The organism is Lentzea flaviverrucosa, assembly GCF_003350445.1.
Classification (GTDB): Bacteria; Actinomycetota; Actinomycetes; order Mycobacteriales; family Pseudonocardiaceae; genus Lentzea; species Lentzea californiensis.
Window position 1 is genome coordinate 83,797 of sequence record NZ_QQAU01000010.1, and the last position, 16,907, is coordinate 100,703.

Genomic DNA, 16,907 nt, shown 5'->3' on the forward strand with positions numbered 1-16,907 from the left:
CCGAGAGTTTCCGCCGAATCGAGGCGCTGTGGAATTGCTTACTCGTGCCTAGTATCGGACGGTGATCACTGCCGAAGGCCTCGTACGGGCGCGCGGAATCCGTTATGCGACAGCCGACCGCTTCGCCCCGCCGTCCCCGGTCGCCTGGGACGGGGTGATCGACGACTCGCGGCGCGGCCCCGCCTGCCCGCAGCCCCCCTCCGCACTGGCGGCGGTCGTGGGCAACTCGGTCGAGGGGCTCTCGTTCGACGAGCACTGCCAGGTGCTCTCGGTGACCGCTCCGGCCGGCGCGTCCGGTCTACCGGTGATGGTCTGGTTCCACGGCGGCGCGTACGTGACCGGCAGCGGCGAGTCCACGAAGTACGAGGCCGGACTGCTGGCCTCGGAAGGCGTCGTGGTCGTCAGCGTCAGCTACCGCCTCGGCGTCTTCGGCTACCTGCGCGACAACCTCGGTCTGCTCGACCAGCTCGTCGCGCTGAGGTGGGTGCGGGACAACGTCGCGGCGTTCGGCGGCGATCCCGCGAACGTCACGGTCTTCGGGCAGTCCGCGGGCGGCGACTCGGTGTACGCGCTGATTCTCACCGACACGGAGGCCCTGTTCCACCGCGCGATCATGCAGAGCGCGCCGATGGGCACCCGCAGCCCGGAACGCGCGGACATGACGGCGGCTCTGCGCGCGTCGATCGCCGTCGACACCTCGACCTCCGTGCAGGACGTGCTGGCGGCCCAGGTCGCGGCCGTCGCCGCTGTCGGTCCCCAGTTCGTCCCCTCGGGCGGCATGCCGTTCGCACCGGAGGTCGACGGCGACCTCGCCGCGGCCGCGTCCCGCGTCGAACTGCTCGTCGGGCACACGGCCGACGACGGCAGCCCGTACGTGCAGAGCCGGGAGCACTGGGAGGCCGTGACCGAGCTGATCTTCGCCATCGGCACGCGTCAGCTGGCGCAGGACTGGACGGCCGCGGGCGGCCGGGTCGCCACCTACCTGTTCGGGTGGGCGCCGGCCGATGCACCGCTGGGCTCGTGCCACTGCATGGAGCTGCCGTTCCTGTTCGACCCGGAGGGCTGGCTCGGGGCGGGCATGCTCGCCGGCCAGGAACCGGATCCCGTGCTGGCCAAGACACTGCGGGGCGCCTGGACGACGTTCGCGCGGAACGGGCTGGACGCGTTGCCGTCGCGCTCGCTTGAATTCGGCGGATGACCGACCGCGAACGTTTGCGCACCACCTTCGGCGAGGACGCGGCCCGGTACCACCGGGCACGTCCCACCTATCCCCCGCAGCTGTTCGAACGCCTGACCGGCCCGCGCGTCCTGGAGATCGGCCCCGGCACCGGCCAGGCGACGCTGCCGCTGACGGCGCTGGGCGAGGTGACGGCGGTCGAGCTCAGCCCCGATCTGGCGGCCGTCGCCCGTGCCCACGCCCCCGCCGCCCGGGTGGTCGTGGCGGACTTCGACGTCTGGCCGCTGCCGGACCCGTTCGACCTGGTGGTGTCGGCGACGGCATTCCACTGGCTCGACCCCGCCACCCGGATGGCCCGCTGCGCCGCGGCCCTGCGTCCGGGAGGCTCGCTGGCCGTGATCTCGACGCACCACGTCGCGGGCGGCACCGAGCAGTTCTTCGTGGACGTGCAGGAGTGCTACGAGCGCTGGGATCCCACCACACCGCCGAACCTGCGGCAGTCTCCCGCCTCAGCGATCCCGTGCGAGTTCGACGAAAGCCCGTTCTTCGGCGAGCCCGAGTTCCACCGCTACGAGTGGGAGCAGGCGTACAGCACCGAGGAGTACGCGGACCTGCTCCTCACGTACTCGAACCACATCGTGCTGCCGGACCGCGACCGGTTGCTCGCGGACGTCCGGCAGCTGATCGACACGCGCTACGACGGCCGGATCGTGAAGCGGTACCTGACCCAGCTCGCCCTCGCGGTCAGGGTCTCCGGCCCCGGTCGGCCATGACCACCGCGGCGCCGCCGCCACCCACGAGCACGAGCCCTGCGACGCCCAGCGGCAGCAGGTCGAAGCCGGTGAACGCCAGGTCGTCCGCGACCTCACGTGCCGCCGCCTGAGGTGCCGGCACCGCCTGGGGTGCCGGTGGGGCTCCGCCCTGCTGGACCACCGGCGGGACTGACGGGCTGGTGGTCGACGGGGGCGTTTCCGCCGGGACGCAGCCCGTGTGGGCGGGGTTGCCACGGCCCACGCCGTGGTTCGAGTCGCACTCGTAGCCGGAGTTGGCGTCCGAACCGCCCGGCTGCTGACCTGGCGGGTTCTTGTTGTCGGCCTTGCCGGCGCAACCGGCGCACGGTCTGCCGTTCGCCTCGCCCGTACCGTTCCCGTTCTGCGACGGTGAGCCGTCCCGGGTCGAGACGTACGAGCCGGGCACGTTCGCGCCGTTGCCGCTGAAGTCTGCGTTCGACGGCGGCTGGGGCGTCGAAGTGTCCTGCTCGGACTGTCCCGGTGGGACGTTCGGGTTGTTCGTGATCCCGTTCCCCTTGCCGTTTCCCGGGTCGGCGAGCGCGAGGCCGGGCGCCAGCGCCAGCGCGGCGGACACCGCGAGGGCGGGGAGTAGACGCGTTGCCTTCATGCACGGGATATCAGACTGCCTGTGACCCGCGTTACACCAGGCCACAGGCCGTCCTCGTGGGACTGCGGGACCTCAGCCGTTCGCCGAGACGCGGTAGATCACCGTGGCGTGCGACGCGACCGAGGCCGAGATCGCGTCGGACGTGGTGTGCGCCGACTTCGTCCAGAGGTCCTTCAGCACCGCTGGACCGGACATGCCGATCTCCGCCAGCGAGGTCGAGATGGTCTGCGTGGACGCGGACTTGTTGAACAGCGCCACGGCCTTGTCCCCGTTCGCCAGCGGCTTCACGATCACGTCGGCACCCGACGCGCCGGTGGTGCGGATCCGCTTGCCCTGCACGCCCAGCCGGTCCTGGTCGACCGCGATGACGTCCTTGTTCTCCAGGATCGTGAACGTGTCGGCGGAGACCTTGCGCAGGTCGGAGCCGATCAGCAGCGGCGCGGCCATGATCGCCCACAGCGAGAAGTGGCTCTGGTACTGCACGGCGCTCATCTTGCCGTTGCCGACTTCGAGCATGTCCGGGTCGTTCCAGTGGCCGGGCCCGGCGTAGGAGTCCAGCACCACGTTCTCCTCGTAGATCTCCATCGTCCGCGGCCAGGTGTCGACGATGTCGCCGGTGGTGCGCCAGAGGTGCCCGGTGTCGGAGGCCCACTCCCACGGCTTGCTCTGGCCCCACTCGCACAACGAGAACACGATCGGACGGCCGGTCTTCTTCAGCGCGTCGCGCATCTTGCGGTAACGCTCCTTCGCGTCGACGCCCTGGTTGTTGCAGTTGTCGTACTTCAGGTAGTCGACGCCCCAGGACGCGAACTGCTGCGCGTCGGACTCCTCGTGCCCGAGGCCGCCGGGGAAGCCGTTGTCCTTCTCGCAGGTCGCGGTGCCGGCCGAGGTGTAGATGCCGAACTTGAGGCCCTTGGAGTGCACGTAGTCCGCGACGGCCTTGATACCGCTGGGGAACCGGGTGCGGTTCGGGACGAGCTGGCCGGCGGCGTCACGGGTCTTCTCGGCCCAGCAGTCGTCGATGTTGACGTACTCGTAGCCCGCGTCCTTCAGGCCCTTCGAGACGAAGATGTCGGCGATGTCCCTGACCATCGCCTCGGTGAACTCGGGCCCGCAGGCGGTGGTGTTCCAGTTGTTGAAGCCCATCGGCGGGGTCAGGGCGAGACCGTCCGGCAGCGCCCTGGCCGCGGGGGCGACCAGGACCGCACCGGCCATTGTGGACAGCACGACCAGCGCGACCGCCCGCCTGACACCCCCCGGGGTTCGTCCGGACCGGTCGCGATCTTCAGGTTTCCGACAGGAATTTCGAAGATCCCGGACCGGGAACTCCTCCCGGACGCGTTCCGGCGTGCCGTCACAGCGCAAGACATCCGATGCCCTGCCCTCTCGGCTGGTCGCTGCCTTTAGCGACACCGCAGCCGTGAACTTGCCGAGAAGACGTGTTTTGTCAGCGAACATTGCCAGCTCCTCCCACGCGCATGTCAACTGCTCGAGGTCAGCCGCGCGGCGAGGTAGCCTGGTCCAGACCTTCGAAAGGTAGGAGTTCTGGGCGCATCGCACAGGACCGACCAATCTCAACACGATGCAACAACCGGGTGCTGCCCGCCCTGTGAGTGGGGCAGAACGCCTAGGATGTGCCGCCAAAGGGGCGGGGAGGACACGCATCAGCCGTGCCCTTGTACGAGGAGGTGGCATGGCTGTGTCGACAGCGGCGGTCAACGAGGGCAGGGTCCCCCAGCGGGGCCGTCCTCGCGACGCCAGCAGGGACGACGCCTTACGTCAGGCGGCGCTCGAGGTGATGGCCGAGGTCGGGTACCGGGCCCTCACCATGGACGCGGTGGCGGCCCGTGCGAGAGCGGGCAAGGCGACGATCTACCGGCGGTGGGAGTCGAAGCTCGATCTCGTGATCGACACGTGCACCCAGCTCGCCACGCAGAACCTCGCGGCACCGGACACCGGCTCACTGGCCGGAGACCTGCGCGAGTTCCTCTCGTCGTTCGCCGCGTTCCTCTCAGGACCGATCGGCAAGGCCGCTCAGGCACTCGTGGGCGAACTGCCGCACGAACCCGAGCTGGCGACGGCGTTCCGGGAGACGTTCCTGATCTCGCAGCGCGACGTGCTGCGCGGCATCCTGGACCGGGCAGCCGAACGGGGCGAGCTCAAGGCCGACGCACCGCGCGGCATGGCCGTCGAGATCGCGGGCGCGGCCCTGATCTACCGGCTGATGCTGACCGGGGACCCGCTCGACGAGCCGTTCGTGGAGAAGGTCGTCGAGCAGGTGCTCCTGCCGTTGGTGCGGGTTTCCTAGCGGAAGAGCTTGCGGACCAGCGCGAAGCCGACCACGGCGCCGACCGCGATCAAGGTGTACTTGACCCTGGGCTGGCTCAGCACGTCGAGCACGGACGACTTGCCCTGCTCGACGAGCTTCTGCGGGTTGGCGCGCTCGCTGAGCTCGTCCAGGGTGGCGGCCAGCGCGGTGCGAGCCTGCTCGATCTCGCGCTGGATGGTGTCGGGGTCGCGAGCCACATGTCCTCCTAGCAGCGGTTCTGCCCGCAACCGTAGTGGACGGCCGGGAGTGCGGCTTCGCGCGACCCGGGAGAGCGTGTACATGGGGGGCCTATAGGCTTCCACCCGAGGGGTCGTAGCCCAATTGGCAGAGGCACTGGGTTTAGGTCCCAGCCAGTGGGGGTTCGAGTCCCCCCGACCTCACCATCTTCCTCGGCCGAGTGTGCTCACAGAGCACGTTCGCCCAGGTCAGATAGCGTGTCCTGCGGGGGCGACCCGCACCCCGGGTCAGGGTTTCTCAGCGGTTCGCCGCAGGGGCCGACCCGCGGCGGACCACCTTCCGATCAGTCGCCGAGGCACCGCGTGCTCCTCCCGCGAACTGCTCCGTGAACTGCTCCGCGAGCCGTTCCCTGCCGTAGAGCCGGACCGACTCCAGTTGCTCGAACCGGCCGGCCCCGGTGAACGTGAGCAGCGACTTGGCCACGAGCGCGGACAGCAACACCAGCACCCGGTCCGAGGGCAGGTCGCAGGCCTGCACCGCGACGTCGAGCCCGAAGCCTCCGTGCCCCTGCGAGATGCACCGGAACACGTGCTGCTCGTCGGCGCTGAGGTGGTCGTAGCTCCACCCGATCGCGGCGCGCAGGCTCTGGTGGCGTTCCGCGGCGGTGCGGTTTCCCCGGTTGAGCAGCTCCAGCCGGTCGTCCAGCCGCGCCAGGACCTCCTTGACGGGCAACAGGGTCACCAGCCTGGCCGCGAGCTCGATGGCCAGCGGGAGGCGGTCGAGACGCGCGCACAGAGCGGCCAGCGCGTCCCGGTCGCCCAGCCGCAGGCCCACCTGGTTCGCACGGGCGCGGTCGGCGAACAGCTCCACCGCGTCCGTGATCGACAACGGCTGCACCGCGAAGAGGACCTCGCCCGGCACCCGCAACGGTTCGCGGCTGGTCGCGATCACCCCGAGACCGGGACAGCCGAGCAGCAACGGCTCCAGCAACGCCGCACACTCCGCCGCGACGCGTTCGCAGTTGTCCAGCACCAGCAGCGTCTCGCGGCCCGCCAGCGCCCGCACCAGCGTGCTCAGCACGGGCTCCCCGACCGGCTCACCGAGCGCCGCCGCACAGGCGCGCGCCACGTCGTGCGCCGACGCGAGCTCGACCCACACCGCCCGGCTGCCGACGAACTCCTTGACCAGCCTGCTCTTCCCGACGCCGGCCGGCCCGACGAGCGTGAGCACGCGCGCGCCGGCGAACCCGCCGAGACGGGCCAGTTCGGCGTCGCGGCCGACGAAACTGTCCAGTGCCGTAACGGGTTCGTGCACGCGCTGCCGGTAGGCCCGCTGCCGGCACGCGTTCGAGCAGTACCGCGCCTGCCTGCGCCGGGAGGTGGCGGTCCCGGTGCCGCAGAACGCGCACGTCCCCACCTGGTCAGCCATCGAACACGATCGTAGTCAAACGATTTCAGACCGGAAAGGCCTTTCCGGGACGATGTGGACCAACGACACATGTCCGAGTCCCACCAAATCCTGTGTGGAGGAATGATCAGCTCGGCGCGGACCGTGCCCCGGCGCGCGTTCTCGGACCGGCGATCAGGCCGTGAAGGCGACCGGCGTGAGGACTCTCACCCTGCACGTTGCGGACCGTTGCGACGGCACGCGGACCGACGGCGCTCTTCGGCTGACCACTGGGTATCCAGCTCCCCCTAATGGTCATCCCCCAGTCGAGGTGAGGTTTCCCCCACCCCAACCTTGCGGTCTACCCCAATGTCCCCTGCCCACCCCATCCGTAGCTTGGACACCATGAACTTGGTCGACTGGGTCACCGACCTGATGCACACGGCCGGCGCACCCGGAGCGGCTTTGGCGATCGCGCTGGAGAACCTGTTCCCGCCCCTGCCGAGCGAGGTCTTCCTGCCCCTGGCCGGCTTCACGGCGGCCCAGGGCAAGATGTCGCTGCTCGACGCCATCCTCTGGACCACGTTCGGCTCCGTGGCGGGCGCCCTGCTGCTGTACTGGGTCGGCGCCCTGCTGGGCCGTGACCGGGTCCGCCGCATCGCCTCCCGCATGCCGCTGATCCGCGTGTCCGATGTGGACAGGACCGAGGCCTGGTTCCTGCGCAACGGCTACCGGGCGGTCTTCTTCGGCCGCATGATCCCGGTCTTCCGGAGCCTGATCTCGATCCCGGCCGGCGTCGAACGCATGCGATTAGCACCGTTCCTCGCCTACACGGCCGCGGGCAGCCTGCTGTGGAACACGGCGCTGATCCTCGCGGGGTACCTGCTGGGCGACAACTGGCACCTGGTCGAGCAGTACGTGGGCATCGGCTCGAAGGTGGTCCTGGGCCTGGCCGTGGTGGCAGTGCTGATCTTCGTGGTCACCCGCCTGTCGAGGAGGCGCGCCAAGTCGCGAGTCTGAACGCCCGGCACGCCAGAGCAGCTCGCAGGGGGCGTCAGACGTTCCGGCGTCACGTTGGACCACTTGCGGCCCCGAGCCTGCCCAGGTCCGATCACGCAACGCCGGTCAGCTGCGACGGGTGCAGCACCCCAGTCCACACGCCGCACCCGTACCGCTCGCGTCTCTCGACCAAGCTCGCACGCAGCAATCCGGCCGTTCCACCTGTGCGCCACCCCCGGACCGCGCACAGCACACGCCTGCCCGCAGCAATGCCGACCGCGCACCGGCGTTGGGGTGGTACCCGAGCACCTGCACGGAGCCAGTCCACACGCCACTCCCCGTACCGCTCGCGTCCTCAACCACGTCCGCCCGCAGCAATCCCGGCCAATCTCACCTGCGCCGGTTTCGGGCCGCTCACACCCCTCAGCCAAGCCTGGCCGCAGCGACCCCAGTCAGCCCTCACCCCGCGCGCCAACCCCGGACCGTGCACAGCCCACACCCACGCCTACCCGCACGCGAGGCCGCCTAGTGCGCGACCTTCAAGCTGTCCAGATAGCCCATCAACTCACGAACCGCACTGCGCCCCGCCCGGTTCGCCCCGATCGTGCTGGCAGAAGGCCCGTACCCCACGAGGTGGATCCGCGGGTCGGACACCACACGGGTCCCGTCCACCTGGATCCCGCCGCCGGAGGCACGAAGGTGCAACGGCGCGAGGTGATCGAGGTCGTGCCGGAACCCGGTGGCCCACAGGATGACGTCGGCGTCGAAGCGTTCCCCGGACGTCCACTCGACGCCGGTGGGCGTGAGCCGCTCGAACATCGGCCTGCGGTCCAGCACACCGGAGGCGATGGCGGCACGCGTCTGGTCGGTCAGCGGCAGGCCGGTGACGCTGACGACGCTGCGCGGGATCAGGCCGGCCCGCACGCGTTCCTCGACCATGCCGACCACCCAGCGGCCGTAGTCCTCGGTGAACGGGCCCTCCCGCCACACCGGTTCGTGCCGCGTCACCCAGCGGGTCTCCGCGGCGAAAGGAGCGAGTTCCATCAGCTGTTGCGTTGCGGACGCGCCGCCGCCCACGACCACAACGCGCTTGCCCGCGAACTCGGCGGGGCCCTGGTAGTCGGCGGTGTGCAGCTGGCGGCCCTGGAACGTCTCCTGGCCCGGGTAGTGCGGCCAGAACGGGCGGCGCCACGTGCCGGTCGCGTTGATCAGGCCTCGGGTGGTCCAGACGCCGTCGGTGGTCTCGACCTTGAGCAGCGCGCCGTCGTTCACCACCTGGGTCACGTTCACCGGGCGCACCACGGGCAGGTCGAAGAGCTGTTCGTAGCGGGCGAAGTAGGACGGGATCGCCTCGTTGGCGGGCTCGTCGGGTGAGGGCTGCTCGAACGGCATGCCGGGCAGCTCGTGGATGCCGTGCACGGTCCGCATGCGCAGGCTCGGCCAGCGGTGCAACCAGGCGCCGCCGGGAGCGTCGTTCGCGTCCAGCACCACGTGGGCGACACCGCGCCGCTGCAGGAAGTACGAGGCGGACAGGCCCGCCTGTCCCGCGCCGATCACCACCACATCCGTCACACCTCGGTCAACGGAAGGAGGCGGCCGGTCCTTCTCACCTGTGACCCACAAAACATCGGGCAAAAGGTTCGGGTGGCCACTAGCTTCCGGGAGCGTGCACCTAACTCTGACGATGGCGTTGCTCGCGGCGCCCGTTTCCACGACGGCCCCCGTTCCCGAGCCGACGGCCTCCTACGCGGTCTACGACCGGATCACGCACAAGGTGACCGGGCGGGACGTGCACAAACCGATCAGGTCCGCCTCCCTGGTGAAGATCCTGATCGCGATCGAGCAGTTGGAGACGCGGGGCGACGACCCGCGCATCGAACCCATGCTGCGCGTCAGCGACGACAACGCGGCGAGCGAGCTGTGGGTGGAGAACGGGTGGGAGCAGCTCGTCGTGCGCACGGCCGAGCGGTTGAAGCTCGACGACACGCGGCCGCCGGAGAAGCGCGGCATGTGGGGTTACACGGCCGTGAGCGCCTCGGACGTCGTGAAGATCTACCGGTACGTGCTGGAGGACGCGAAGCCCAAGGTGCGGCACACGATCATGGGCCACCTGCAGCGGGCCGAGAAGTGCGCGTCGGACGGGTTCGACCAGTCGTTCGGGCTGCCATCCGCCACGTGGAAGCCCGCGTTCAAGCAGGGCTGGTCGGGGTTCGGCGACCCGACGAAGCCGTGCGTCGACAGGCCGCGCCCGCGCGTTCAGTGGGACCTGGACACGAAGTCGCCGGCGCTGCACACGTCCGGGACGTGCTGGTTCAGCATCGTCGCGGTGCTGACGCTGCACCCGGAGGGCACCACCTACGAGAAGGCCGCGAAACGAGTTACCAGGCTCACGGAAGAAGTCACGAAGTATCGGTGTTGATCGATGCATGAGCCGTCTCAGTGAGATCCCGCTGTCCGTTCTCGACCTCGCCCCCATCACGTCGGGGTCGGACGCGACGACCGCGCTGCGGAACTCGCGGGAGCTCGCTCAGCAGGCCGAACGCCTCGGGTACCACCGCTACTGGTTCGCCGAGCACCACAACATGCCGGGCATCGCCTCGTCCGCGCCGGCCGTGCTGATCGGGCACATCGCGGACGCGACCCGGACGATCCGGGTGGGCTCGGGCGGTGTCATGCTGCCCAACCACGCGCCGCTGGTGGTCGCCGAGCAGTTCGGCATGCTCGAGGCGTTGCACCCCGGCCGCATCGACCTCGGCATCGGCCGCGCGCCCGGCACCGACCAGAAGACGGCGCGGGCGCTGCGGCGCACCGAGGCAGGTCTCTCCGCGGAGAACTTCCCGCAGGAGCTGACCGAGCTGATCAAGTACTTCGAGGGCACCGCCGAGCTCAACGCCGTGCCCGCCGCCGGCAACAAGCCGCCGATCTGGCTGCTCGGCTCGTCCGGCTACAGCGCGCAGGCCGCGGGCGTGCTGGGTCTGCCGTTCGCGTTCGCCCACCACTTCAGCGCGCAGAACACGCTGCCCGCGCTGGAGCTGTACCGGCGGCACTTCCGGCCGTCCGAGGTGCTCGACGAGCCGTACGCGATGGTGTGCGCCTCGGTCGTCGTCGCCGACACCGACGAGCACGCCCGCTACATCGCGGGTCCGGGAGCGCTCTCCTTCGTGCGGCTGCGCCAGGGCCGCCCGGCTCCGCTGGCCACGCCGCAGGAGGCCGCGGACTACCCGTACACCGAGATCGACGAGCTGGTGATCGAGGACCGCATGGCCAGCCAGGTCATCGGCTCCCCCTCGACGGTCCGCGCCGGGCTCGACGAGTTGATGGAGTCGACGGCGGCCGACGAGCTCATGGTGACGACCATCGTGCACGGGCACGACGACCGCCTGCGGTCGTTCGAGCTCCTCGCCGGGCTGGCCGAACGGACGCCGTCGCTGGGCCGTTCAGCCGCACATACGTGAGTCGGCCAGGCGTGAGCTTCACGTTTTGTACGACTCCAACTGGTCTGAACGGGTGATAAACGGCTCCGCTTGTAGCGCGGGGCACACAGTGGGCGATGATCGGTATGAGCGCGCACGCCCCCCGACGCGCTCCCTAGCGTGACCCGCGGCCTCGGCCGCAGGACGGCGTGGGGCCGGCGCACTCTGTGGCGCCGCCCACGCCGCCCATCACGAGTCGGCCACGTCCCGGCACCAGGTCCGCTTCAGAGGCCTCTTTCGTTCGCACTTCCCTCTTCGGCACCGTCACAGTTGACGTGAGTCGTCCACACCCACCGCCGGGGTGGGAAAGGGGAGTTCGTGAAGTTCGCCAAATCGGCCGCGGCCCTGTGCCTGTTGCTGGCCGTGGCGGGATGTGCGGGCCCCAGTGTCGCCGTCACCCCCGACGAGAACCTGACCGTCGAGCAGCGAGCCGAGACGCCGAGCGCGTCCGGTGCCGCCGCGTACGGCACGCAACGCGTGTGGGCCTCGGGCCTGTCCGTCGTGGTCTCCGCCCCTCGCTCCCTCGTGCCGTCCGAAACGGCGATCCCGAAGGCTGGTCGCACCGCGGTCTTCACGATCACCGTCTACAACGGCTCCAAGGCCCCCTACCGGCCCTCCCAGCTCTCCGTGCGCGCCACGGCCGACGGTGAACCCGCCGCAGAGCTCGTCGACTCCGTGCAGGGCCTCAACGGCCTCGCCGCCGCCGTCGCCGAGCTCCCGCCGGGCCGTGACACGCAGCTCCAGCTGGCGTTCGCGGTGCCGGAGTCGCCGGTGCGCGTGCAGCTGACCATCCAGCCGGGTGGACAGGGCCAGGACGCGCCCACCGTCTTCGAGGGCCAGGCCTAGCCTCCGGAATAGTCTCTGGGGCATGACCAGTCGTCTCGAACCTGGTGACACCGCGCCCGCGTTCACGCTGCCCGACAGCGAGGGCAAGCCGGTGTCCCTGTCCGACTACCTCGGCAAGTCCGTGGTCGTGTACTTCTACCCGGCCGCGAGCACGCCGGGCTGCACCAAGCAGGCCTGCGACTTCCGCGACAGCCTCGCGCAGCTGAACGACCTCGGCTACGAGGTCGTCGGCGTCTCGCCCGACAAGCAGGAGAAGCTCGCGAAGTTCCGCGACGCCGAGGGCCTGACCTTCCCGCTCCTCGGCGACCCGGACAAGAAGGTCCTGACCGAGTGGGGCGCGTTCGGCGAGAAGCAGAACTACGGCCGCACCGTCCAGGGCGTCATCCGCTCGACGTTCCTCGTCGGTCCCGACGGCAAGATCGTCAAGGCGATGTACAACGTGCGCGCCACCGGCCACGTCGCCAAGCTCCTGCGCGAACTCCCCGCCTGATTTCCCGCCGAAACACGAGGCCGCCGTCGCTCCTGTTGCGACGGCGGCCCCTTTTTCAGGTATGTTGGATGGGAGGGCGTGCAACAAAGCCGCCCCTGTTCCGGTGAGGGTGATACACCGTGTGTCGTTTGACGGCACCTAACGGCCCCGACATCCCGTCTGATTTCATCTTGCGAGTCCACTTCCCCACGCGCGGCGGCTGACCAGGGCTTTTCGCCCACCGTCAACCGTTGTCTTCAACACGCGCGCCTAGCGCTGCGTGCATTTCGTGCTGGGAAAATTCAATGCTCAAGTGGATGTTGCTCGCCCTTGCCGTGGGCGCGGAGGTTTTCGCGACCCTCTGCCTCAAATACTCCGACGGCTTCACCAAACCGTGGCCCACAGCGGGCCTCGGCGCCGGCTTCCTGACCGCCCTCTACCTGGAATCGCTCGTGATCAGAATGGGCGTGCCGGTAGCGATCACCTATGCGATCTGGGCGGGCGCCGGCATCGCCCTGGTGGCGATCACGAGCCGCGTGCTCTTCGCCGACCCGCTGAACCTCGCAATGCTCGCAGGCATGGCCCTGATCGCCGCGGGCGTCTGCGTCGTGTCGGTCGCGTCCCACGCGCAGGCCGCCGCGGTGTGATCTGAACGCGGGACCGAGGCCCTCGGTCCCCGCGTGACTAGTGGTGTGGCTCGGAAGGTCGGCTGGGTAATTCACGCTCAGCAGGGCGCCTCGCGGCGCCGCCCCCACGCCCCGTACAACCAGTACGAGGACGTGGGGGCGACACCACGATGCACCCGTCTGACCGCGAATTCGCCCGGCAACCTTCCGAGCCACACCACTAGGACAGTTCGCGCAGGTACGGGACCAGGAGCTTCAGGGCGCGGCCCCGGTGGGACTCCGCGTCCTTCTCCTCCGCCGTCATCTCGGCTGAGGTGACCTCGTACCCCTCGGGCACGAAGATCGGGTCGTAGCCGAAGCCGTTGGTGCCACGACGGGCGCGCAGCAACGTGCCGCGCCACTCGCCGCGGACGACGACCTCGTCGCCGCCGGGCACGACAAGAGCCACCACCGACACGAAGGCCGCACCGCGGCGCTCGTCGGGCACGTCGCCGAGCTGGCCCAGGAGCAGGTCCAGGTTGGCGTCGTCGTCGCCGTGGCGGCCCGACCAGCGGGCGGACAGCACGCCGGGCATGCCGTTCAGCTCGTCGACGGCGAGGCCGGAGTCGTCCGCGATGGAGACCAGGCCGGTGGCCAGGGCGGCGTCGCGGGCCTTGGCCACGGCGTTGCCCTCGAAGTCGGGCGCGGTCTCGGGGGCCTCCGGGAACTCCGGCACGTCCGACAGGGACAGCACCTCGATGCCGGACAGGTCCTCGGCGACGACGATGCGCTGGAGTTCGCGGAGCTTCTTCGCGTTGCGGGAAGCCAGGAGCAGCTTCATCGCTTGCTCGCCTTGGGCTCCGGCAGGATGCCGGGGTAGGGCGCGGCGAGGGCTTCCGCCTGCAGGCGGTTCAGCTCGGCGCAGCCCTGCAGGGCGATGTCGAGCATGCGGTCCAAAGTGGACCGGGCGAACGTCGCGCCCTCGCCGGTGCCCTGGACCTCGATCAGCGTGCCCGCGTCGGTGGCGACGACGTTCATGTCGACCTCCGCGCGCGAGTCCTCCTCGTACGGCAGGTCGAGGCGCACGCGGCCGTCGACCACACCGACCGAGATGGCGGACACCGCGCACGACAGGGGTGACGGGTCGGCCAGGCGGCCTGCCGCGCCCAGGTACGTCACCGCGTCGGCCAGCGCGACGTACGCGCCGGTGATCGCGGCGGTGCGGGTGCCACCGTCGGCCTGGATGACGTCGCAGTCGATGACGATGGTGTTCTCGCCCAGCGCCGCCAGGTCGATGCAGGCACGCAGGGAGCGGCCGATCAGGCGCGAGATCTCGTGCGTGCGGCCGCCGATGCGGCCCTTCACGGACTCGCGGTCGCTGCGGCTGTGCGTGGCCGACGGGAGCATCGCGTACTCGGCGGTCACCCAGCCGAGGCCGGAGCCCTGGCGCCACCGGGGGACGCCTTCGGTGACACTCGCGGCGCACAGCACGCGGGTGTTCCCGAACTCGATCAGGACCGAGCCCGCGGGCCAGGTCTGATATCCACGCGTGATCCGGATGTCACGCAACACGTCGTCGTTTCGGCCATCGCTTCGCACCACGGCGCCTACCCTAATGAACCCTGCGGAGCGCCATGGCGTAGGGAGATACATGCTGACGATCGACGGTATTCCGCTCCACCCCTTGATGGTGCACGCGGTGGTCGTGCTGTTGCCCCTCGCGGCGCTCAGCTCGATCGCGATCGCGCTGGTCCCGGCCTGGCGGCGCAGGTACGCGTGGCCCGTTCTCGGGGTCACGCTGGCCGGTGTCGCGGCGGTCCCGGCGGCCAAGCAGGCGGGCGAGGACCTGCAGACGGCACTGCAGAACAACGGCGTGCAGAACCCCGCCATCCAGACCCACGCCGACCTCGGCACGACGCTGCTGCCCATCGCGCTCGGGTTCGGTGTCGCGGTGATCGCGCTGCTGGTCGCGGGCAGGCTCGCGGACCGCGAACGCCAGGCGGAGGCACCCACCACGAAGACGTGGCGGGTGCTCTCAGTCGTGGTGTCCGTGCTGGTCGTGCTGCTCGCGATCGGGACGACGGTGCAGACCGTGCGCGCCGGTCACAGCGGTTCGGAGGCCGTCTGGAGCGGTGTCGGGAGCTGAAGCGGCGACGTCGCCGACTGCTTCAACGTCCGCGTGACCGTGCAGAACTGCTCCACGGCCCGCCGGACGACGGTTTCCAGCGCCTCCGGGTCGTCCACCGCGGACAGGTCGTACGAGAGCGTCACCGGGATGGAGATCACCTCGTTGCCGCTCTCGGACTGCACCGCGTCCGCCTCCGCTGTCAGCTCCTCGCCGCCGGTTCTGCGCAGGATCAACGTCTCCGACGTCACCATGGCGCACCCGGCGGCGGCCGCGACCAGCAGCTCGACCGGGCTGAACGAGCCCTCCTGGCCCTTGCGGCCGATCCGCACCGACGCACCGCGCCCGTTGGAAGCGACGAACTCGTGCTCGCCGACGCGCTCCAGGTTGATCATGTCCGCTCCCCCACCTCGTACCGGCCGCCCTGCACGACCAGCTCACTGGGCCCGCCGAACGCCGACCGGGCCTCCTCCAGCACGTCCTCGCGCGACGTCCACGGCGGCACGTGCGTGACCAGCAGCCGGCCGGCCCCCGCCCGCGCGGCCAGTTCCCCCGCCTCGCGCCCGGACAGGTGCAGGTCCGGCTGCCGGTCGGGGGCGTGCGTCCAGCTCGCCTCGCTCAGCAGCACGTCCACGCCGGACGCCAGCGAGTCCAGCGCGGCACAGGGCCCGCTGTCCCCCGTGTACGCCAGCGTCACCCCGCCGCACGAGATCCGGAACCCGTAGGCCTCGCAAGGATGTGCGACCACGGCCGAGTCCACGGTGAACGGTCCGATCTCCACCCGCGAACCCAGGCCGTGGAACGAGAAGACGTCGCTGAAGTCCAGCGAGGACCGCTCGGCCTCGTTCGGCGCGTAGGCGGCGACGAACCGCGAGTGCGCCTCGGCGGGCGCGAACACGGGCAACGGCCCGGACGGCGGAAGCGGGTGGTATTTCCTTGCCACATAGAGGGAAGACACGTCGACGCAGTGGTCCGGGTGCAGGTGCGAGAGCACCAGCGCGTCCATCGAGAACAGCGGCCGCTCCTCCTGGAACCGCGACAGCACACCGTTGCCGAACTCCAGCGCCAGCGTGAACCCGTCGGCCTCCAGCAGGTACCCCGACGCCGCCGCGCCGGGTCCGGGGATGCTGCCGGAGCAGCCGAGCACCGTCAGCAGCACGTCAGCCCCACTGTTCGAAGGTCGGCAGGAACCGGGCCGCGAGCTTCGCGAACCGCTCGGGCGGGCCGGTGCACGTCACGCGGTGCACGGCCGGCTCGGAGGTGGCGAACTCGTCGCGTTCGGTCAGCAGCCGAACGACGTCCTTCACCGTCTCCTCGGCGCTCGACACCAGCGTCACGTGCTCGCCCATGACGATCTGGATCACGCCCGTCAGCAACGGGTAGTGCGTGCAGCCCAGCACGACCGTGTCCACATCGGCGCGCTGCAACGGTTCCAGGTAGGCCTGCGCCAGCCCGAGCACCTGCCGGCCGGAGGTGGTGCCGCGCTCCACGAAGTCGACGAACCGGGGGCACGCCGCCGCCGTCACGGTCACGTCGCGCGCCGCCTGGAACGCGTCCTGGTAGGCGTGGGAGTTGATCGTGCCGACCGTGGCGATCACGCCGACCCGGCCGCTGTGCGTCGTCCTCACCGCACGGCGCACGGCGGGAAGGATCACCTCGACCACCGGCACGTCGTAGCGCTCGCGGGCGTCGCGGAAGCAGGCGGCGGACGCGGTGTTGCACGCGATCACGAGCATCTTCGCGCCCTCGTCCACGAGCCGGTCGCAGATCTCCAGGGCGTGCTTGCGCGCCTGCGCGATCGGTAGCGGTCCGTAGGGACCATGAGCCGTGTCGCCGATGTAGTGGATCGACTCGCCCGGCAGCTGGTCCATGATCGCGCGGGCGACGGTGAGGCCGCCGACGCCCGAGTCCATGATCCCGATC

At 70.2% G+C, this 16,907-nt stretch carries 20 protein-coding genes and 1 tRNA gene; 11 read left to right on the plus strand and 10 right to left on the minus strand.

Annotated features, from left to right (window positions below):
• Window positions 1-61 precede the first annotated feature (61 nt).
• On the plus strand, window positions 62-1,198 hold the full coding sequence (locus DFR72_RS28325; protein ID WP_090068441.1) for a carboxylesterase family protein: 1,137 nt from the start codon (window positions 62-64) through the stop codon (window positions 1,196-1,198).
• Window positions 1,195-1,950 (plus strand): class I SAM-dependent methyltransferase, encoded by a 756-nt coding sequence (locus DFR72_RS28330; protein ID WP_090068439.1) that lies wholly within the window; start codon window positions 1,195-1,197, stop codon window positions 1,948-1,950. Before DFR72_RS28325 ends, DFR72_RS28330 begins: the two co-directional genes overlap by 4 nt.
• Here the strand turns inward: DFR72_RS28330 and DFR72_RS28335 are convergent.
• Both DFR72_RS28335 and DFR72_RS28340 read right to left on the minus strand, forming a co-directional pair.
• Window positions 1,922-2,575, minus strand: a complete 654-nt coding sequence (locus DFR72_RS28335) for a hypothetical protein (protein ID WP_143086831.1) — start codon at window positions 2,573-2,575, stop codon at window positions 1,922-1,924. The two genes, DFR72_RS28330 and DFR72_RS28335, sit on opposite strands and share 29 nt — an antisense overlap.
• A 72-nt stretch (window positions 2,576-2,647) precedes the next feature.
• Complete coding sequence (locus DFR72_RS28340) at window positions 2,648-3,790, minus strand: glycoside hydrolase family 27 protein (protein WP_090068638.1); 1,143 nt, start codon at window positions 3,788-3,790, stop codon at window positions 2,648-2,650.
• Window positions 3,791-4,268: 478 nt separating this feature from the next.
• Between DFR72_RS28340 and DFR72_RS28345 the strand changes: the two genes are divergently transcribed.
• Complete coding sequence (locus tag DFR72_RS28345) at window positions 4,269-4,883, plus strand: TetR/AcrR family transcriptional regulator (protein ID WP_090068435.1); 615 nt, start codon at window positions 4,269-4,271, stop codon at window positions 4,881-4,883.
• Here the strand turns inward: DFR72_RS28345 and DFR72_RS28350 are convergent.
• The gene (locus DFR72_RS28350) at window positions 4,880-5,101 is read right to left on the minus strand and encodes a DUF3618 domain-containing protein (RefSeq protein WP_090068433.1); all 222 of its coding nucleotides are present in this window, start codon (window positions 5,099-5,101) and stop codon (window positions 4,880-4,882) included. The two genes, DFR72_RS28345 and DFR72_RS28350, sit on opposite strands and share 4 nt — an antisense overlap.
• Window positions 5,102-5,210: 109 nt before the next feature.
• On the opposite strand from DFR72_RS28350, the gene DFR72_RS28355 reads away from it, so the two are divergent.
• Window positions 5,211-5,287: transfer RNA gene (locus tag DFR72_RS28355), tRNA-Leu, on the plus strand.
• A gap of 91 nt (window positions 5,288-5,378) precedes the next feature.
• Here the strand turns inward: DFR72_RS28355 and DFR72_RS45725 are convergent.
• Window positions 5,379-6,509 (minus strand): ATP-binding protein, encoded by a 1,131-nt coding sequence (locus DFR72_RS45725; RefSeq protein WP_090068431.1) that lies wholly within the window; start codon window positions 6,507-6,509, stop codon window positions 5,379-5,381.
• Window positions 6,510-6,872: 363 nt separating this feature from the next.
• Between DFR72_RS45725 and DFR72_RS28365 the strand changes: the two genes are divergently transcribed.
• A complete protein-coding gene (locus tag DFR72_RS28365) occupies window positions 6,873-7,487 on the plus strand; it encodes a DedA family protein (protein WP_245983588.1) in 615 nt (204 codons plus the stop codon).
• Between the two features lie 504 nt (window positions 7,488-7,991).
• Here DFR72_RS28365 and DFR72_RS28370 read toward each other — a convergent pair.
• Complete coding sequence (locus tag DFR72_RS28370) at window positions 7,992-9,038, minus strand: FAD-dependent oxidoreductase (RefSeq protein ID WP_090068427.1); 1,047 nt, start codon at window positions 9,036-9,038, stop codon at window positions 7,992-7,994.
• A 94-nt stretch (window positions 9,039-9,132) separates the two neighbouring features.
• Here DFR72_RS28370 and DFR72_RS28375 point away from each other — a divergent pair, with 94 nt between their 5' ends.
• From DFR72_RS28375 to DFR72_RS28395, 5 genes are all read left to right on the plus strand, one after another.
• The gene (locus tag DFR72_RS28375) at window positions 9,133-9,885 is read left to right on the plus strand and encodes a hypothetical protein (RefSeq protein WP_245983590.1); all 753 of its coding nucleotides are present in this window, start codon (window positions 9,133-9,135) and stop codon (window positions 9,883-9,885) included.
• Window positions 9,886-9,892: 7 nt separating this feature from the next.
• The gene (locus DFR72_RS28380) at window positions 9,893-10,921 is read left to right on the plus strand and encodes an LLM class flavin-dependent oxidoreductase (protein ID WP_090068423.1); all 1,029 of its coding nucleotides are present in this window, start codon (window positions 9,893-9,895) and stop codon (window positions 10,919-10,921) included.
• A 336-nt stretch (window positions 10,922-11,257) separates the two neighbouring features.
• Window positions 11,258-11,785: a hypothetical protein gene (locus DFR72_RS28385; RefSeq protein ID WP_090068421.1), complete on the plus strand. Its 528-nt coding sequence runs from the start codon at window positions 11,258-11,260 to the stop codon at window positions 11,783-11,785.
• Between the two features lie 22 nt (window positions 11,786-11,807).
• The gene (gene bcp / locus DFR72_RS28390) at window positions 11,808-12,275 is read left to right on the plus strand and encodes a thioredoxin-dependent thiol peroxidase (protein ID WP_090068419.1); all 468 of its coding nucleotides are present in this window, start codon (window positions 11,808-11,810) and stop codon (window positions 12,273-12,275) included.
• Between the two features lie 284 nt (window positions 12,276-12,559).
• Window positions 12,560-12,901 (plus strand): DMT family transporter, encoded by a 342-nt coding sequence (locus DFR72_RS28395; protein ID WP_090068417.1) that lies wholly within the window; start codon window positions 12,560-12,562, stop codon window positions 12,899-12,901.
• 199 nt (window positions 12,902-13,100) lie between these two features.
• Here DFR72_RS28395 and rdgB read toward each other — a convergent pair whose 3' ends face one another.
• Both rdgB and rph read right to left on the minus strand, forming a co-directional pair.
• Entirely contained in the window at window positions 13,101-13,700 is a 600-nt protein-coding gene (gene rdgB, locus DFR72_RS28400; protein WP_090068415.1) for an RdgB/HAM1 family non-canonical purine NTP pyrophosphatase, read from the minus strand.
• Window positions 13,697-14,461: a ribonuclease PH gene (rph, locus tag DFR72_RS28405; protein ID WP_090068413.1), complete on the minus strand. Its 765-nt coding sequence runs from the start codon at window positions 14,459-14,461 to the stop codon at window positions 13,697-13,699. The genes rdgB and rph overlap by 4 nt, the downstream gene beginning before the upstream one ends.
• A 49-nt stretch (window positions 14,462-14,510) precedes the next feature.
• Between rph and DFR72_RS28410 the strand changes: the two genes are divergently transcribed.
• Window positions 14,511-15,005, plus strand: a complete 495-nt coding sequence (locus DFR72_RS28410; RefSeq protein WP_090068411.1) for a DUF2231 domain-containing protein — start codon at window positions 14,511-14,513, stop codon at window positions 15,003-15,005.
• Here DFR72_RS28410 and DFR72_RS28415 read toward each other — a convergent pair.
• From DFR72_RS28415 to murI, 3 genes are read right to left on the minus strand one after another with little or no spacing between them, the layout of a single operon-like run.
• Window positions 14,963-15,379 carry an OsmC family protein gene (locus DFR72_RS28415; RefSeq protein WP_090068409.1) on the minus strand — a complete coding sequence of 139 codons (417 nt, stop codon included), beginning with the start codon at window positions 15,377-15,379 and terminating at the stop codon, window positions 14,963-14,965. The two genes, DFR72_RS28410 and DFR72_RS28415, sit on opposite strands and share 43 nt — an antisense overlap.
• A complete protein-coding gene (locus DFR72_RS28420; RefSeq protein ID WP_090068407.1) occupies window positions 15,376-16,143 on the minus strand; it encodes an MBL fold metallo-hydrolase in 768 nt (255 codons plus the stop codon). The genes DFR72_RS28415 and DFR72_RS28420 overlap by 4 nt, the downstream gene beginning before the upstream one ends.
• A gap of 1 nt (window position 16,144) precedes the next feature.
• Window positions 16,145-16,897, minus strand: a complete 753-nt coding sequence (gene murI, locus DFR72_RS28425) for a glutamate racemase (RefSeq protein ID WP_090068636.1) — start codon at window positions 16,895-16,897, stop codon at window positions 16,145-16,147.
• Window positions 16,898-16,907: the final 10 nt, after the last annotated feature.

What these genes read in the sequence shown, in the direction of transcription:
- DFR72_RS28330 (WP_090068439.1), top strand. Translation starts at nt 1,195, where the DNA reads ATGACCGACCGCGAACGTTTGCGCACCACCTTCGGCGAGGACGCGGCC.
- DFR72_RS28335 (WP_143086831.1), bottom strand. Translation starts at nt 2,575, where the DNA reads ATGAAGGCAACGCGTCTACTCCCCGCCCTCGCGGTGTCCGCCGCGCTG.
- DFR72_RS28340 (WP_090068638.1), bottom strand. Translation starts at nt 3,790, where the DNA reads ATGGCCGGTGCGGTCCTGGTCGCCCCCGCGGCCAGGGCGCTGCCGGAC.
- DFR72_RS28345 (WP_090068435.1), top strand. Translation starts at nt 4,269, where the DNA reads ATGGCTGTGTCGACAGCGGCGGTCAACGAGGGCAGGGTCCCCCAGCGG.
- DFR72_RS45725 (WP_090068431.1), bottom strand. Translation starts at nt 6,509, where the DNA reads ATGGCTGACCAGGTGGGGACGTGCGCGTTCTGCGGCACCGGGACCGCC.
- DFR72_RS28365 (WP_245983588.1), top strand. Translation starts at nt 6,873, where the DNA reads ATGAACTTGGTCGACTGGGTCACCGACCTGATGCACACGGCCGGCGCA.
- DFR72_RS28380 (WP_090068423.1), top strand. Translation starts at nt 9,893, where the DNA reads ATGAGCCGTCTCAGTGAGATCCCGCTGTCCGTTCTCGACCTCGCCCCC.
- bcp (WP_090068419.1), top strand. Translation starts at nt 11,808, where the DNA reads ATGACCAGTCGTCTCGAACCTGGTGACACCGCGCCCGCGTTCACGCTG.
- DFR72_RS28395 (WP_090068417.1), top strand. Translation starts at nt 12,560, where the DNA reads ATGCTCAAGTGGATGTTGCTCGCCCTTGCCGTGGGCGCGGAGGTTTTC.
- rdgB (WP_090068415.1), bottom strand. Translation starts at nt 13,700, where the DNA reads ATGAAGCTGCTCCTGGCTTCCCGCAACGCGAAGAAGCTCCGCGAACTC.
- DFR72_RS28410 (WP_090068411.1), top strand. Translation starts at nt 14,511, where the DNA reads ATGCTGACGATCGACGGTATTCCGCTCCACCCCTTGATGGTGCACGCG.
- DFR72_RS28415 (WP_090068409.1), bottom strand. Translation starts at nt 15,379, where the DNA reads ATGATCAACCTGGAGCGCGTCGGCGAGCACGAGTTCGTCGCTTCCAAC.
- murI (WP_090068636.1), bottom strand. Translation starts at nt 16,897, where the DNA reads ATGGACTCGGGCGTCGGCGGCCTCACCGTCGCCCGCGCGATCATGGAC.